This window comes from Virgibacillus sp. FSP13 (genome assembly GCF_054048505.1).
This window is the reverse complement of sequence record NZ_JBSVKG010000006.1, coordinates 33,503-49,804: the sequence shown is the minus strand read 5'-3', so window position 1 is coordinate 49,804 and position 16,302 is coordinate 33,503. Positions and strand designations below refer to the sequence as shown.

14 protein-coding genes are annotated in these 16,302 nt (G+C 38.2%); 8 read left to right on the top strand and 6 right to left on the bottom strand.

Going from position 1 to position 16,302, the window contains the following annotated elements; translation table 11 throughout:
• Positions 1–10: 10 nt before the first annotated feature.
• Positions 11–1,453, bottom strand: coding sequence for a sodium:solute symporter family protein (locus tag ACW2QC_RS07135; protein ID WP_457543290.1), 1,443 nt, complete (start codon positions 1,451–1,453; stop codon positions 11–13).
• Positions 1,450–1,644, bottom strand: coding sequence for a hypothetical protein (locus tag ACW2QC_RS07130; protein WP_457543289.1), 195 nt, complete (start codon positions 1,642–1,644; stop codon positions 1,450–1,452). Before ACW2QC_RS07130 ends, ACW2QC_RS07135 begins: the two co-directional genes overlap by 4 nt.
• 251 nt (positions 1,645–1,895) lie before the next feature.
• On the opposite strand from ACW2QC_RS07130, the gene ACW2QC_RS07125 reads away from it, so the two are divergent.
• A complete protein-coding gene (locus ACW2QC_RS07125) occupies positions 1,896–2,438 on the top strand; it encodes a 3H domain-containing protein (protein WP_457543288.1) in 543 nt (180 codons plus the stop codon).
• A 56-nt stretch (positions 2,439–2,494) separates the two neighbouring features.
• Here ACW2QC_RS07125 and ACW2QC_RS07120 read toward each other — a convergent pair whose 3' ends face one another.
• Positions 2,495–3,853 (bottom strand): alanine/glycine:cation symporter family protein, encoded by a 1,359-nt coding sequence (locus tag ACW2QC_RS07120; RefSeq protein WP_457543287.1) that lies wholly within the window; start codon positions 3,851–3,853, stop codon positions 2,495–2,497.
• A 446-nt stretch (positions 3,854–4,299) separates the two neighbouring features.
• On the opposite strand from ACW2QC_RS07120, the gene ACW2QC_RS07115 reads away from it, so the two are divergent.
• Both ACW2QC_RS07115 and ACW2QC_RS07110 read left to right on the top strand, forming a co-directional pair.
• Positions 4,300–4,605, top strand: coding sequence for a YtxH domain-containing protein (locus ACW2QC_RS07115; protein ID WP_457543286.1), 306 nt, complete (start codon positions 4,300–4,302; stop codon positions 4,603–4,605).
• Between the two features lie 25 nt (positions 4,606–4,630).
• Complete coding sequence (locus tag ACW2QC_RS07110; RefSeq protein ID WP_457543285.1) at positions 4,631–5,452, top strand: YihY/virulence factor BrkB family protein; 822 nt, start codon at positions 4,631–4,633, stop codon at positions 5,450–5,452.
• Between the two features lie 185 nt (positions 5,453–5,637).
• On the opposite strand, the gene ACW2QC_RS07105 is transcribed toward ACW2QC_RS07110, so the two are convergent.
• Positions 5,638–7,587 (bottom strand): heavy metal translocating P-type ATPase, encoded by a 1,950-nt coding sequence (locus ACW2QC_RS07105; protein WP_457543284.1) that lies wholly within the window; start codon positions 7,585–7,587, stop codon positions 5,638–5,640.
• 308 nt (positions 7,588–7,895) lie between these two features.
• Between ACW2QC_RS07105 and ACW2QC_RS07100 the strand changes: the two genes are divergently transcribed.
• Positions 7,896–8,759, top strand: coding sequence for a transporter substrate-binding domain-containing protein (locus tag ACW2QC_RS07100; RefSeq protein ID WP_457543283.1), 864 nt, complete (start codon positions 7,896–7,898; stop codon positions 8,757–8,759).
• A 1-nt stretch (position 8,760) separates the two neighbouring features.
• Positions 8,761–9,453, top strand: coding sequence for an amino acid ABC transporter permease (locus ACW2QC_RS07095; protein ID WP_457543282.1), 693 nt, complete (start codon positions 8,761–8,763; stop codon positions 9,451–9,453).
• Here ACW2QC_RS07095 and ACW2QC_RS07090 read toward each other — a convergent pair.
• Complete coding sequence (locus ACW2QC_RS07090; RefSeq protein WP_457543281.1) at positions 9,450–10,634, bottom strand: MFS transporter; 1,185 nt, start codon at positions 10,632–10,634, stop codon at positions 9,450–9,452. The two genes, ACW2QC_RS07095 and ACW2QC_RS07090, sit on opposite strands and share 4 nt — an antisense overlap.
• Positions 10,635–10,875: 241 nt before the next feature.
• Between ACW2QC_RS07090 and ACW2QC_RS07085 the strand changes: the two genes are divergently transcribed.
• The 3 genes from ACW2QC_RS07085 (at position 10,876) to pdaA (ending at position 13,155) form a co-directional block, all read left to right on the top strand.
• On the top strand, positions 10,876–11,268 hold the full coding sequence (locus ACW2QC_RS07085; protein ID WP_457543280.1) for an OsmC family protein: 393 nt from the start codon (positions 10,876–10,878) through the stop codon (positions 11,266–11,268).
• A gap of 107 nt (positions 11,269–11,375) precedes the next feature.
• Positions 11,376–12,185 (top strand): YfkD family protein, encoded by an 810-nt coding sequence (locus ACW2QC_RS07080; protein ID WP_457543279.1) that lies wholly within the window; start codon positions 11,376–11,378, stop codon positions 12,183–12,185.
• A gap of 172 nt (positions 12,186–12,357) precedes the next feature.
• Positions 12,358–13,155: a delta-lactam-biosynthetic de-N-acetylase gene (gene pdaA, locus ACW2QC_RS07075; protein WP_457543278.1), complete on the top strand. Its 798-nt coding sequence runs from the start codon at positions 12,358–12,360 to the stop codon at positions 13,153–13,155.
• A gap of 43 nt (positions 13,156–13,198) precedes the next feature.
• On the opposite strand, the gene ACW2QC_RS07070 is transcribed toward pdaA, so the two are convergent.
• Positions 13,199–16,195 carry an EAL domain-containing protein gene (locus ACW2QC_RS07070; RefSeq protein WP_457543277.1) on the bottom strand — a complete coding sequence of 999 codons (2,997 nt, stop codon included), beginning with the start codon at positions 16,193–16,195 and terminating at the stop codon, positions 13,199–13,201.
• Positions 16,196–16,302: the final 107 nt, after the last annotated feature.

Here is a 16,302-nt window from a genome sequence, read left to right as displayed (position 1 = left end):
TCATCCTAGATCAAAGGTTCATAAATGTTGTTGCCTTTTGTTTTGGGGCCTTTGTGACAAGGCTTACACTGATGAACAGTATCGTCGAGATAAGCAGTCCCCAGATGCCGGCGCCTAATTCTAATGGTTTTACCCCGGTAAACTCCAAGATCAGAACAATAATTGCCCCAAGCGATACACTGGAAATGACGCCGTAAGCTGTTCCGCGTTTCCAAAAGAATGTCCCGAAAAAGGATGGAACCACAACGATTAATCCGGATGACGCAGCGACAGATAGTACAGCAATTAAATCCAGTTTTAATTCGGCAAATGCAAAAGCCAATACCGCGATTACCGGGATGACGATTTTTCCGACTTGCAATTGTTTGGTATCATTTGGCCGTTTTTTTAAATTACCGTAGACATCACGAGCGAACATGGATGACAATGTCAGCATAATCGAGTCGATCGTCGAAACGGCGGCAGCCAAAATGCCAACCATCACGATGACTCCAAGGATCGGCGGAATCAGATCGGAAGACAACAATTTCGGTGTTGCTAAGTCCGCAGTCGAAAGATCCGGAAACATTTGCAATGCAGAAAAGCCCCATAACACGGATACGAATGTATAAATGAATCCAAATAATAAGAAGCCAATCAACATTTGCCGTAATCCCCTAAGCGACGAAGGCATAAACATCCGTTGGCTCACCTGTGGATTTGACAGGCTAAAGAAAAACCAGGGCAATGTCAATCCAAGAAATGTTAGAAAGTCAAAATAGCCATTACCAGGAACGGAAAGGGATTCTGGATGGTTAGTTTTTAGCGTATCAAAAAATTGCCCAAATCCGCCCAATCCGTGGATCAAAAGCAGGACGACGATGGTTGACGTGATGATCATGATGACCGCTTGCAGGGAGTCTGTCCATACAACAGAACGAATGCCTGCTGTGTAGGAAAATAGCAAGGCTAACACGGTTGCAATAATGACTCCTGTAGTGAACGGAATTGCATTGTTTGTGATACCTTGCAGGAGATAACCTACGCCAGCAAGCTGAACTGCGCAATAAGGAATAAGAAACAAACAACTGACAAGTGCAATTGCCGCAGCTGCCGTCTTGCTTTCATACCGATCACCAACCATTTCGGAAGGTGTTACATACCCAAATTTTTTACCAGCCAGCCAAAAGCGCCGTCCAAATAAAGCAACAAGTGTAACTCCGGTAAAATAGACAATCTCAAACCCAAGTGCACCGACACCACCTTGATACGTAAGTCCAGCCAACCCGACCAGCATAAATGCACTGTATGTTGTTGCGCTATAACTTAACGCGGAGAGGATACCATTCATTTTCCTTCCCCCGAGAAAAAACCCTGACATATCCGCCTGCTTACCACGCCGCGATATAAAAGCAACCGCTAATGCTAGAATAATATAAATGGCAATTCCCCAACTTACAATTGTTGTATTCATTCTTCTTTCCCCCAATCTTTTGTGACGATAATAGTAGCGATGATTATGAGTATCCCGATTATTCCCCACACTAAAAAGCTGCCATACCAGGCTTGGACATCTGACATTACGGTGTAGGGAAGCAGGTAGGCCAGCATAATTAATACACAAATGATTGCCCCCAAAATTAATGTTGATTTTTTGTTTGTCATGTTTATTTTTCCCTCTCCTTCATGTGAATGATTGAACATAATGGAAAATAGGTTGATAAATTCCTATTCTATTCCATTATACATTCGCAAATTTTATATGTGTCTTTACACATATATTTACATAAATGATTTGAAAAAGCAACATTTTTTAAGCGTGTCTAATACATACTTCTTTGGTATACTAGAGATAATAGCTTGACGCGTGGAGTGATATTGCGCTTTAAAATACATGAGTGAATGGAGGGTAAGCGATGAAAGGGGAAGGCAGTAAGGTGCTTGGGGAAGAAAGAAGGCAATTGATTTTGACCTGGTTGAAGGAAGGAAGCAAACCATTATCAGGGAAAATGTTAGCAGAACAGACAAATGTAAGTCGACAAGTAATCGTACAGGATGTTTCCCTTTTGAAAGCAAAGGGCGAACCAATCATCGCTACTTCACGTGGTTATGTTTACTTCAATGAAAATAATAAAAATCCTGCATGTACCATGATAATCGCTGTTAGTCATCAATCGGAGGATACGGCAGATGAATTGTATACACTTGTTGATCGTGGTGTTTCAGTTAAGAATGTCATGGTCGAGCACCCGATTTATGGGGATATCACTGGCTCATTAATGTTGAAAAATAGGCGGGATGTCGATGCTTTTCTTCATGAATTAAAATCGAAGCAGGCGGAATTATTATCTCGACTCACAGAGGGTGTGCATTTACATACGATCGAGGCTGATACACAAGAACAATTAGATGAGGCTTGCGAGGCATTAAAAGCAGCCGGTTATTTATTGGAGCAGTAAGAATAAAGGAGCTTGCCATTTTCATCATCCGAAAATGGTGAGCTCCTTTTGAAAAGTTACGATGCCCTTGACGCTTGTTTTCGTTCTTCTTTTTCTTCCTTAGCAACTTTTAGGAATTTCTTTGTTTCGTATACAACGACACCTGACAGGCCTAATAAGCCAATAAGGTTCGGAAAGGCCATTAAAGCGTTCATAATATCGGCAATTCCCCAAACAACATCAAGCTTTTCTACGGCGCCATACATAACGGCTAGAACGAATACAACTCGGTAGTAAGGGATAGCCTTATCATTAAATAAATATGCAAAACACTTTTCACCATAATAGGACCAGCCAACAAGGGTTGAGAAGGCAAAAAGTACGATTCCTATTGTGACGATATAGCCACCGGTGTCACCTAAAAATGCCGTGAATGAAGCGGCTGTTAAATCTCCGCCTTCCAAGCCACTTCCAGCCAAGCCTGACATAACAATCGTAATACCGGTGATGGAGCAAACAATAATCGTATCAATCAATACCTGTGTCATGGAAACGAGTGCTTGTCTGCCAGGATAATCTGTTCTGGCTGCAGCTGCTGCAATTGGCGCAGAACCAAGACCCGCTTCGTTAGAGAATACCCCACGGGCAACCCCATATCGGATAACTGTTCCAAGCACACCACCGCCAAGTGCACTACCTGTGAAGGCATCTTCAAAAATTAGTCCGATAACAGATGGTACTGTATCAATGTTCATGGCTACGATAATGAGGCCACCAATTACATATAATAAAGCCATGATTGGAACGAAAAATGCGGTTACTCGTCCAATACTTTTAATCCCACCCAAAATCACCAACCCAGTTAGAATCGTAAGGATAATGCCTGTTGCTAAAGGTGGTATATTAAATGACCGTTCCAACGCATCTGACACAGAGTTGGATTGGACCATGTTGCCAATACCAAAAGCTGCAATGGCGCCAAAAATTGCAAATAATACACCAAGCCATTTCGCTTTTAGTCCGCGTTCCAAATAATACATTGGCCCACCAGACATTTCACCTTTACTATTTTCAACTCGATATTTTACAGCAAGAATCGCCTCAGAATATTTCGTTGCCATACCGAATAGAGCTGAAATCCACATCCAAAACACTGCTCCTGGACCACCGAGGACGACCGCTGTTGCTACCCCAACAATGTTACCTGTCCCAATGGTTGCAGCCATTGCAGTTGTTAATGCCTGATAATGACTGATATCACCCTTTGATTTTTTGTCTTGGCGTGCCGGGCTAAATGCAAGTCTTAACGCATATGGCAGCGTACGGAATTGTAGGAACCCAAGACGAATGGTGAGATACAGGCCTGTCCCAACAATTAAGACTAATGTTACAGGCCCCCAAACAAACCCGCTTATTTTGTCGATAATATCATTCATGTTTTTCCCCCTTCACCTATTTTTTAATTAATATGCCTATAATAAATATTCCGAAAATTAATTGAAAAAGTCAAGTGCTTTTTTAAAATTGTTTACGATAAATTCTGAAGGGAAGAAGGAAACATAGAATTTTTTCCAACTAAAACGAAAATCCGTTATAATAAAACTAGCATATGTTAGAAAGTAGGTGTGTTTCATTATGATACAATTGTTAAGGCATTTTATCCGATGGAATACGGGTTTAGCACGTACATAAGAATGATTTAATGATGAATGATCAAAATAGAAAGGATTGCAAAACTTGAGCGGGAAAAGCTAATGATGGTCATGTGAAATGAACTATCATTCCCAATCTTATTTTCAACCGATTCACGTTGCGTAGACCTTATTTCAAAAGGGTCTAAGGCTTGTTAAAAAATCATAACATTTCACAAGGAGAGATTGTAATGGGTAGACAAAAATTATGTTTGGGCGTTTTATTAGGGGCGATGGCAGGTGGATTAGCCGCATTGTATGATCAGGAAACGAGGTACTATACGAAAAATAAACTAAGTTCTGTAAAAAGTACAGCAAATTATTATGTAAAACATCCATCTGAAGCGATTCGAAATGCGAAAGATGCTTGCAACCAGTTGAATGCTAGTTTTAATCATAATGCAGATAACGCAATCAATGCTTTAGAGCAGGTAGAAGAAACGGTAAATAAAATTAGCAAGAAAGAGGAGCCGAAAAAACTGGAAACAACCATGTAATCTAATGTGGAAGGGGACAGGGCATATGGAAAAAATAAAACAATTTTTTAAGCAGTTATTCCATCGGATTTTTGAGGATGATATCTTTGGTTTAGCTGCACAACTCGCATATTTTTTTCTATTATCTCTTTTTCCCTTCTTATTATTTTTGGTAACCTTAATTGGTTATTTGCCATTGGATGAGTCCGTTGTCACTGACTTTCTAGGAACATATGCACCAGAAGAAACGATGGATTTAATTAACAACAACATTAGTCAGTTGGTAAATAATCAAAATGGTGGTTTGTTATCACTCAGTATCATTGGTACATTGTGGTCGGCCTCAAATGGGATTAAAGCAATCATGCGCGCATTCAATCGTGCTTATGATGTTGATGAGGATCGTTCGTTTGTGGTTGGACGGTTAATCGCGATTGTTTTGACGGTGACAATGGTGCTTGTAATTTGTGTAGCATTTTTATTGCCAGTTTTCGGAAGGATGATTGGGGACTATTTATTTTCTTTCTTTGGATATTCCGAAAGCTTTATTCATTTTTGGAACATAATTCGCTGGGTAATATCGTCGATCATATTTTTTATTGTTTTAACCTTCTTATACAAACTGGCTCCGAATAAGCGAGTTTATTTTAGACATGCGATTTGGGGTGCGATATTTGCAACAATTTGCTGGCAGTTAGTGTCATTAGCTTTTTCATATTATGTAAGTACGATTGGTAATTACTCGGCAATGTATGGCAGTCTTGGGGCCGTTATTATCCTTATGATTTGGTTTTATATTTCAGGGATTATTATCATCATTGGCGGCGTGATCAATGCGGTAATTATTAAGCAAAAGTTATTAAAGTAGCTTTTCTAGAAATAATTAGAGGTGCAAACAGGAAAAAATTATGTAATCGCATAGAAATTGGCAATAAAAAAAGCAGAAGAATTCACGTCTGCTTTTTTTTATTACACTGAGAGTTATATTGTTATTAATGATGATAAAGGCATGTTTTGTACCTCAAAAGAAAACCTATTATCGATAATTACGAGTTACTTTAATAACCGTAATCCATTTAAAATAACGAGAATCGTACTACCTTCATGCCCGACAACACCCAACGGCAAGTCAAGTACCTGGAAAAAGTTTGACGTGATCAATAGTAAAATAACAGCCAAAGAAAAGACTACATTTTGTTTCACAACTTTATTCATTCGTGTGGATATTGTAATAGCATTCGTGATTTTAGGTAAATCATTCTTCATTAACACGACATCTGCTGTTTCTAAAGCGACATCTGTTCCTTCACCCATCGCAATCCCGACATTTGCGGTTGCCAGTGCAGGGGCATCATTAATCCCGTCACCTACCATTGCCACAGATTGATATGTTTTTCGTAATGCTTTCACATGATCTACTTTTTCTTCTGGCAAACATTCCGCAATATAATCATCGATACCTGCTTCTTGGGCAATCGCTTTGGCTGTAATGTCATTATCGCCTGTTAGCATAATCGTATGGATGCCTTGTTTACGAAGAGCTTTTATAGCCCGCTTTGTGTTATTACGTATCGTATCTTTTAGAGCAAAAAGTGCTACGATTTTATTATTCCTTTTAACGAAAACAATTGATTTTCCTTGTTGGGCCAAATTTGTTCCAATTCCATTGTGAAAACGAAATGCCTCATTCTCGCCAACAAATTGAGCTTTACCAATTTTCCATTGTTCCTGATCAATCATCCCTGTTACACCATTCCCAGTTATCGTTGTAACTTCTATTACATCAACTGTTTGTGTATCCAAATCGCTTTGTGTCTGACAATGGGCGGTTATTGCCTGGGCGAGTGGATGGGTTGATTCTTTTTCAATTACATTTGTTACAGCTAAAATACGCTCTTTCTCATCGTCAGAACCAAAGAATGCGTCAGTTACAACAGGTTTTCCGTTTGTTAATGTACCTGTTTTGTCGAAAGCAATTGCCTTGATGTGGTTTAAATTCTCCACATGGACGCCACCTTTAAATAGGACACCATTTTTGGCGCTATTGGAAATGGCTGATAATGTTGCTGGCATGATTGAGGCGACAAGGGCACAAGGTGATGCAACGACAAGGAGAATCATTGCTCGATAAATGCTCTCAGATAGTGGCCAGCTGAATAACAAAGTCGGTAAAAACATCATGATGAAAACAACTGCCAACACCACTTTAACGTATGTTCCTTCAAATTTTTCAATAAATAATTGCGATGGAGATTTTTCTGCTTGTGCAGATTGTACTAATTGAATGATCTTTTGAAATAATGTCTCATTCGCTTGCTTGGTGATTTGAACAGAAATTGATCCATCAAGTGCAACCGTTCCGGCGAAAACATCGTGATTGATCAACTTGTTGACTGGAACCGATTCACCGGTTATCGCACTTTCGTCAATCGCAGTTTGGCCTTTGATAATAATGCCATCAGCGGGAATTCGTTCACTTGCTTTAACACGAATCGTATCATCAACCTTCAAGTCAGAGACAGGTACTATCTTTTCTTGCCCATTTGTAGTTAGTAATGCTTCTTCAGGCTGCAGATTCATTAGGGATGAAATTTCTTTATTACTCTTATTTTCTGTATATGTTTCCAATGCTCCAGACAAAGCAAAAATAAATATAAGTATTGCCCCTTCCGTCCAGTAGCCAATGATAACGGATCCGATGGCAGCAAAAATCATAAGCATTTCCACATTCAGTTGTTTATCGGCAATTGTTTCCGTGATACCTTCTTTTGCTTTGGCGTAACCACCGACAACAAACGCAGTAATGTGAAGCGCGACCCAAAAAGAGTGAGTTAAATAATCTCCAAAAGCCCATGCAATAAGTATAAGTAGTCCACTAAATAGTGCAGCAATTAATTCTTTATGTTCAACAATTTGGCTAAACCATTTGTTAGGACGAAAAGCTGTAATGTTTCTTGCTTTTCTTGCCTTTGGTTGGTTTAATGCCTTCGAGTTGGTAATCATTTTCAATTCCTCCTATATAATTGAGAATAATAATCATAGACAAGTAGACCGTTCAACAAGTAGTTTGATGATTAATGGACAAAGAGTTATTTATAATTATTATAATTTAATATTTGTTATAATATTATCATGTTACTTAATAAAGTCAAGACTAAATTTTTTATACGAAAAAGTTTTGCATTCATGATGAGTGAAACAGACTATATGTGACGTTGATAACAGATGTATATTATGTTGAAATAGAAAAGATTAACTGTTACAATCATGATGGAATTTTTTCTATAACAATATATACATGGAAAGGATGGATGGCAATGAAGTTAAAAGTAGGAGCATTATTACTTACATTAGTATTCATTTTAGCGGCGTGTGGTGATGCTAATGAGCAAGGTGGGAAAGGTGATAGCGAAAAGGCCAACGGGAAATGGGCTGAGATAAAAGATGCTGGAGAATTAGTGGTTGGAACTCCTGGCACACTTTATCCTGCTTCGTATTATCCGGAGGGTTCGGATGAATTAACTGGTTATGATGTGGAAGTAATTCGTGAAATTGGCAGGCGATTAGATTTAGATGTAACCTTTGAAACTTTAAGCTTTGATGCGATGTTTGCTTCATTAAAGTCAGGACGAATCGATGTTGTTCAGGCCGGTCTGAGGGAAGATAACCAAAAGAAATTTGCTTTTAGTAACCCTTACAAATATTCGTATTCCACGATGATTGTTCGAAAAGATGAAGTATCAGAATTTACTTCATTAGAAGATTTAAAAGGGAAAAAAGCTGGTGGGGCAGCAACGACCGTTTACAGTGATATCGCTCGGAAATTCGGTGCCGATGTAAAAACGTATGGCAATGTCACGAATGATGTTTATTTACGGGATGTTGATAATGGACGAACAGATGTCATTATTAATGATTATTATTTGCAAAGCCTTGCATTAGAGGCATTTCCAGACTTGAATATTATGATTCAACCAGATTTGAAATTCTATCCAACGACACAAAATGTTGTAATGGAAAAAGATGCTGATACATTGAAAAAGAAAGTAAATAAAGCATTAACAGGTATGCGTGAGGACGGAACACTGACGAAATTATCGAAGGAATTTTTTGGTGGAAAGGATGTCTCGCAAAAACCTGATGAAGAAATTATAGAAATTGAAGGTATAGAGTAAGATGTTTGATCTCCAAATAGATGTCGTCCAGTTAGGAAAGCTATTTGACTGGCGGCTCGCCTGGGAAAGCCTACCATTTTTACTGGAAGGAATCCCAGCAACCTTATCCGTTTCGTTCATTGGTATGGCGATAGGGCTGTTATTAGGATTTTTCCTTGCTTTAGCACGTGGTTCTGACCGAATTATACTCAGATGGCCAGCACGAATGTACATTTCCTTCATGCGGGGTACACCAATCTTAGTATTTTTGTTCATTCTATATTCAGGTTTGCCTGTTGTTGGAATCGAACTATCAGCATTTTTGGCTGCATCAATGGCTTTTGGCCTTAATAGTGCTGCATATATTGCTGAGATTAACCGTTCCTCATTAAACAGTGTCAGCAGTGGACAATGGGAGTCAGCAAAAGCGCTTAACATGGGTTATTGGCAGACAATGCGTAAAGTCATCTTACCCCAAGCTATCCGGATCGCAATCCCACCTTTGACAAATGTTTATCTAGATCTAGTGAAGGCAACATCATTGGCGGCAGTTATTACCGTGCCAGAGTTATTTCAGAAGGCACAAATCGTAGCTGGAAGAACGTATGACTCGATGACGATGTACATTTTAGTTGCGCTAATCTATTGGCCGATTTGTGTGTTGATTTCCTTTATGCAAGATCGATTGGAAAAACGATATAGCCGGTTTATTTAGGGACTGACCTCGTTGACGGGGTTGGATCCTGTTTCTCTATCTTTTTTCCAAAATACAGCCCCCAATATAACCAAAAGCATCACAACAATTACATAGAAGAATGACATCTCGGGTAAAACCTGCAAGAGCAAGCCACCAAGGTATGGTCCACTAATGCTGCCAATACTAAAGGCAATGCCGACCATTAAATTTCCTGCCGGCAGAAGCGGTCCTGGTAATAAATCTGTCATATAGGATATACCTAAAGAAAAAAGCGATCCAACAAACATACCGGCTAGGGCGAATAGAATAAATAATGCAATTGATGATGTTTCTAACATAGCGGCAAAGAAGAAACAGATAACGCCAGCCGACAGCACATACAAGAGAACTTTTCGCCTACCAATTCGGTCACTAAGTATTCCTAAAGGTAACTGAGATATAAGGCTTCCTGCTGCAAAACAAGGGATAATCAATGCTAAGATATCAACATTATGGCCGATCCGTAGTCCATATATCGGAAAAATTCCATGTAAGGTGGCTTCTAAAAATCCATAACCAAATGCAGGTAATAATGCAACCCAGGCGATCTTTCCTGTTTGAATAAAGCGACTAAAAGAGCTTGTCCCATGTGATGTATTCGTCTCTTCCACTGGCCATTTATTTCGGACAAAAAACATCCCAGACCATACGACGACACTAAACAATGCCGATAACAAAAATGGTAATGTTTCATTAACAGAAAGAAGGCGGGTCATTAACGGCCCAAGTGTAAAACCGACACCAAAAAACAATCCATATAGTGCGATGTTTTTACCTCTATCTTCTTTTGCTGAAGTTGTTGTGATCCATGTCTGCGTGCCAAAGTGAAGCATATTGTCGCCAATTCCAATTGTAACGCGTAAGATAAACCAGAACCAAAGCGCTTGAAAAACTGGAAACAATGCCATCGATACAAATACTAGTAATCCACCAACAACAATGATCGGTTTAAACCCAAATTTGCGCATTGGTTTTTCCATAAATGGAGAAGCTATTAATACACCAATATACAATCCTGTCGCATGTAATCCGTTCACAGAGGAGGGGACACCATTTTGCTCCAAAATAACAGCGAGTAATGGTAATAGCATTCCTTGAGAAAAACCAGAAATTGTTACAAGTGAAATTAGAATCCAGAATCTGACTTTTGCAGTTACCATCGTATCGCTCCCCTTTAAAAATCCTCGCAAAATTCAATTTAATGGTTTTTAAACAAAAGGTCAATCATCAAGCAAGAATATAATGAATTTTTACGTTATGATAAAAGGAAATTAGGTTAATGCATAATAAAAGAGGTTGTTCAAAAAGTCACCAAATAATAAGCGGCGAATCTCTTCGTTGGCTTGCGTCTAATTTGGCAACTTTTTGAACACGCACTAAAAGGAAAAGGAAGTGACTAGTATGGAATTTTTTATGAAAGATAATGGAATGCGGGTTGAATTTGATTATGGTGAACTATCGATTTCGGGAAATGAAGAATACGGATTCCGTCCTTTTCAACTAATGGTAGCGTCTATCGCTGGTTGTAGTGCGTCTGTTTTTCGGAAAATTTTAGATAAGCAACGAACTGATTATGAGGATTTGCAAATTCGAACGGAAGTAGAACGAAATCCAGACGAAGCAAATCGAATCGAAAGCATTACTTTATACTACACAATTAAAGGGAATCATTTAGATCCAGCCAAAATGCAACGTAACCTGGAATTATCCAGAAAAAATTGTTCCATGGTTCGTTCGGTTGAAGGCAGTATAAATGTAGAGGAACATCTGGAAATAATTGAACTTAGTCGATAAAAATGTATCTTTCAATGGGGGATTGCCGACCGTTAATATAGGATAAATGGCAGGTATAATATTCATGTGTCTGAAAAAACTAAGGTTACGTAAGGTAATGGAAAGGAATGGGACACATGAAACAAAAAAATATTTACCGGATTGGATTCATTGTATTTGTTTTCGTTTTACTTTTCCCATTGAACAGTTTTGCGAAAGAGAAGGAAAAGGCAAAAAATGATTTTGAAGTACCAAGCCATGTACTTAATATTTCAAAAGAAAACACGTTCCCGAATTCAACCGAGGACCAGGAAATCGTGGAAGCAAGTGAATCGACCAAGGAATTGATCGACAAAGTGGATGTTCCAATTGAAAATCCCGATCTTATTAAAATGCTAAACGAAACGACAGTAGATCCCTCATTCGTTGCGATTGGATACCGTGGAATGATTTACTTAGGTCGTTGGCCCGTTAACTACAAATCACTGGATACAACGATTAATTGGGAATATCAACAAATAAACGAAAACGAATTAAATAACCTTGGCGGAGATACGAATCAAAAGATGAATTATATTCAAGAGCAAAAGAAAGAAGTAAAAGGTGCACTTACCAACAAAATTGCCAAGCCAGATGACATCAAGAAAATGATGTTGTTAAAGGCAAAAGATAAAACAGATCTACCATTGTCTTATCAAACTGTTATCGGGAAAAACACCAAAAAGGAAAATTCGTATGCTGTACCGACCGAAAAATTTGGATCATTGAAAGCATACGCACCAGCAGTCAATGAAAAAGGGCAAGTAACGTTTGGTGAAGTGTACATCAAATTGAAAGGCAATAAAAAATCAATCGTCGTAAAAAACGTAACGAAGCAAGGAATTGGCGCTTGGGTACCAATTCAAGACTATATTTCCTTTTCGTTTAATTTAAAATAGCCCTCGTGAAAATCCCTGCTTGAAGCTTTGTACAGGGATTTTCTTTATAATGATTCAAAGTAACACTAAAAAGCCTATCAGAATACTGAAGACGTTCAGACACCCTGAATCGGGTTAGTACTGCATAATTCATGTCTAATAGGAAAAAGTAAGAAAAAACAGGTGGGTTGTTATGCGGAAAATACTTAATTTGTTTACCATCATGGTATTGTTTTTGCTTGTCTTCTCTCAGATGGGTTCTGCCGTTCAAGCTAGTAGTTATGGTTGGGGTTATAAAAAAAATTCGGATCATCAAATACCTGATATTGGAAAGTATCGTGATATGCTTGATAAATACGGAGCCTATTATGCGGATCATTCTGGAGATAAAGTTGTTTACTTAACGTTCGATAACGGTTATGAACAAGGCTATACAGATGATATTCTGGATGTATTGAAGGATGAAGATGTACCGGCAACGTTCTTTGTGACCGGTCATTATGTAAAAAGTGAACCTGAACTTGTGAAGCGAATGGCGAATGAGGGCCATATTATTGGCAACCATTCGTATCATCACCCAGATTTCACCATCTTGACCAAAGATGCGATGAAAAAAGAGCTGGAAGAATTGGAAGCAGCAGTTTCGGATCTTACAAACCAAAAGGACATAAAGTATATGCGGCCACCAAAAGGGTTGTTCAATGAGCAAACATTAAAGTGGGCAAATGACTTAGGGTATATTCATATTTTCTGGTCATTAGCCTTTGCTGATTGGAATACAAATGCGCAAAAAGGCGGGGATTATGCTTTTGAGCAAATTATGCAACAGATGCATCCTGGTGCCGTGGTATTGCTACACACGGTTTCTTCCGATAATGCAGCTGCATTAGCTAAATTGATTACAGAGTTAAAAAAACAAGGTTATCAATTTAGAAGCCTTGATGATTTAGTGTTAAAAGATATGCTACCAACCGGAATATTTGAGCTTTAAAATAAAAGCGTAAACGCCAAATCGGGCGCTTACGCTTTTGTTATTATATATGATTCTTTCTTAAATAAAGATACGGGTTTTCGTTAATAAAGTTTGTATCGGGTATTTCTTGATTTAATCTTTGCAGTACAGTCATTTTATTAATGACGACCGCAAGTCTATCCTCATTAGATTCATGAATATCAAAATTAATCCCGTAATGGAATGTATCCCCTTTTGCTTCGTTTTTCCAAACCAATGTACCGTCAAAATCAAAGTTTTCTCCGAGTAGCCGAATGGAAAACTTCAATTTCATTGGTGAATTAACAGGTAGATTTAAGGACGACAGAATTTTGATTCCGCCAAGGCCGATATCCTTAACCAAAACATCGGCAGAACCGAGATTTACTTTTCGTTTGTTGACCTCTGTAATCGACATTTCACCAAGCACATGCCGCGGGAAAGCAAAGCGATAAAAGCTTCTTCTTTCTTCTTCTGGCTGCTTGGTTACTTTCTGTTTGGTTGGTTTAATATAGCCGGTTTGCAGCATTTGTTCAAATGTATCAATGGGAACAGGCTTTGAAAACAGAAAGCCCTGGACCTCCTTGCATTCCTTCTGTTGCAGGAATTCCAATTGCTCATAGTCCTCTACACCTTCCGCAACTACTTTCATTTCTAATCCTTTTGCTAAATGTAAAACGGATGAAATGATGGCAGCATTACTTTTGTTATCTGCGGCAATTTTTTCTACAAATAGCTTATCAATTTTTAGTGTATCTGCATGAAATTGACGTAAATAATTTAAGGATGCATATCCCGTACCAAAATCATCAATGGCGATTTTGATGCCTAGATCTTTCAAGCCTTGTAACGTTTCGAGTACTTGTAGCTCACTTCGTAATAATGAGCTCTCGGTAATTTCTATTTCCAAATACTTTGCTGGTACATCATACGTCGTTAGCTGTTCTTCAATAAATGCAACTAACCCTGGTCGCATAAAACTAAGTGGTGAGATGTTAATGGAAATAGGGTGCAGTTTGACTCCGTTATCTTTCCAGGTACGCAATTGGGAACAAACCTGCTTCAAAACAAATTCCCCAATATGGTGGACAAGATGATTTTCCTCTGCTAACGGAATGAATTCACCTGGTGAGACAAGTCCCCACTCTTCATGATTCCAGCGAATTAACGCCTCTGCCCCTTGGATAACACCAGACTTTGCATCAACACGTGGTTGGTAATACACTTCGAATTCTTCATTTTCAATTGCTCTTCGCATATCTTTCTCAATGACATACTTTTTATAGGATGAGATATCCCGTGAAAACGAATAGAGCTGATAGTTATTTTTGCCAAGATTTTTCGCATGGTATAAAGCGGCATGAGCATTTTCGATTAGCGAGAGTTTCGTTTCACCATCATCGGGAAAAAAGCTGATTCCAATACTTGTGGTAATGTGTAACCCGTAGCCATTAACTGTTAGTGGTTCCATCATTTTCTTTATTAGAAATTCCGCAAGTTGGAAAAGGCCGTCTTTTGTATTATAATCTTCTATTAATGCTACAAAATCATTACTGCTGATTCGTGCTACATAGCTGTTGTTCGGCAATATTGATAATAATCGACTGGCAATCTGATTTAGTACTTCATCACCAATTTGATAGCCTAATGAATCGTTAATCATTTGGAAACGGTCTAAATCAAGGTAAAACAAAGCAAATTTTTTGTTCGTTCGCTCAGCGCATAAATGGTCGAGTTTCTCATATAGACTGCGTTGGTTCGGTAATCCTGTTAGTGTATCATGTGTTGCAAAATAGTCGAGCTGCTGCTGCATTTCCACTTCAGGTGTGATATCAGCGAACATGCCAAAAACCTTGATAAGCTTCCCGTTTTCATCAAACCATGGTACCGTTTGGTCAAAAATCCATTTCGTTGTACCATCACCACAAATAATACGATATTTGTGCAGCAAAGTTTCCCCATTTTGCAACAGTTTCTGTCTTTCAAGTGCTTCTTTCCGATCATCTGGATGAACAATATTTTGCCAAACATTTGCGGAATTCCGATTATAAAACATTTGAAGCGGATACTGCAAAATATCTTCCATCCTTTTGGAAATGTACGTGACGTTACCTGAATCATAATCCCTTAACCAAATACCGACATTCAAATTGTCAAAAATATGCCGGTAGCTTTTCTGTGTTTCTATCATTTGACTTTCTAAGTGTTTTTGGGTCGTATAATCTTTTATTACCCCAACAAGCTTATATGGATTATTATTTTTCCATATTACTTCCGCCTGTACTTTAATGTATTTTAATTTGTTTGTTTTTCCATGATAGATACGAAAATCAACCGCATAGCTGATTCCTTTTCGGCAAGATTCGTCTACGATTTTCCTCACTTTCACATTATCTTCGGGATGGACAAATGCAAATGGTTTATCCATTGTTGGGATCGTCTTTGATTTATCGAATCCGAAAATGTCATAAAAATAGTCCGAACAAAACAGTTTATCTCCCGTGATATCGTATTCCCAACTGCCGATATTGGCAATTTGCTGAGCATGTGTTAAATGGCGCTCTTTTAAAGCAAGTTCATTCTGCAAACGTTTATGTTTCGTGTTGTCGCGAATAATTATGTAAATGCCCTCAACATCCCCGTTTGTCTTTCTGATTGGGATAAATGTTAATACCGTATTTAATAATTCCCCGTGTTTATTCCGGATTATCACTTCATGTCGTTGTGGCTTTCCTTTTAATGTAGCGTAAAACGCCGATTGAACGGTTGAATAACTGTCTTGATTAATAAAATCTGAGTAATTTATTTTCTCTCTTGAATGATACCCCAAAAATTCATTCAGACTTTTTCGATTTTGAGAAATGATCTTACCATCTAGTGAAAGAACAACAATTAAATCTGGGTGATAATTTGCCAATGATTGATAGTAATCTAGTAAAATATCATTCTCAATAGGTGATGTATTCTCTGTTTTTATATTATTTTGCTTAAAAAGTGAGCGTAAGAAATTGCTGTTTTTCTTCTGGGGAACCTTGGCCATGTTATCACATCCTTATTTGTATAATAAGAAAATATAAATGCATTGTTCTATAACAATAGTATAGTTCAATAGTCATGATATTGGAATACATTTTTGTCGAAAGAGAT

Coding starts and splice junctions, on each gene's coding strand:
- ACW2QC_RS07095 (WP_457543282.1), top strand. CDS start 8,761: ATGTTTGATCTCCAAATAGATGTCGTCCAGTTAGGAAAGCTATTTGAC.
- ACW2QC_RS07070 (WP_457543277.1), bottom strand. CDS start 16,195: ATGGCCAAGGTTCCCCAGAAGAAAAACAGCAATTTCTTACGCTCACTT.
- ACW2QC_RS07110 (WP_457543285.1), top strand. CDS start 4,631: ATGGAAAAAATAAAACAATTTTTTAAGCAGTTATTCCATCGGATTTTT.
- ACW2QC_RS07100 (WP_457543283.1), top strand. CDS start 7,896: ATGGCAATGAAGTTAAAAGTAGGAGCATTATTACTTACATTAGTATTC.
- ACW2QC_RS07105 (WP_457543284.1), bottom strand. CDS start 7,587: ATGATTACCAACTCGAAGGCATTAAACCAACCAAAGGCAAGAAAAGCA.
- ACW2QC_RS07080 (WP_457543279.1), top strand. CDS start 11,376: ATGGGACACATGAAACAAAAAAATATTTACCGGATTGGATTCATTGTA.
- pdaA (WP_457543278.1), top strand. CDS start 12,358: ATGCGGAAAATACTTAATTTGTTTACCATCATGGTATTGTTTTTGCTT.
- ACW2QC_RS07135 (WP_457543290.1), bottom strand. CDS start 1,453: ATGAATACAACAATTGTAAGTTGGGGAATTGCCATTTATATTATTCTA.
- ACW2QC_RS07120 (WP_457543287.1), bottom strand. CDS start 3,853: ATGAATGATATTATCGACAAAATAAGCGGGTTTGTTTGGGGGCCTGTA.
- ACW2QC_RS07125 (WP_457543288.1), top strand. CDS start 1,896: ATGAAAGGGGAAGGCAGTAAGGTGCTTGGGGAAGAAAGAAGGCAATTG.
- ACW2QC_RS07090 (WP_457543281.1), bottom strand. CDS start 10,634: ATGGTAACTGCAAAAGTCAGATTCTGGATTCTAATTTCACTTGTAACA.
- ACW2QC_RS07130 (WP_457543289.1), bottom strand. CDS start 1,644: ATGACAAACAAAAAATCAACATTAATTTTGGGGGCAATCATTTGTGTA.
- ACW2QC_RS07085 (WP_457543280.1), top strand. CDS start 10,876: ATGGAATTTTTTATGAAAGATAATGGAATGCGGGTTGAATTTGATTAT.
- ACW2QC_RS07115 (WP_457543286.1), top strand. CDS start 4,300: ATGGGTAGACAAAAATTATGTTTGGGCGTTTTATTAGGGGCGATGGCA.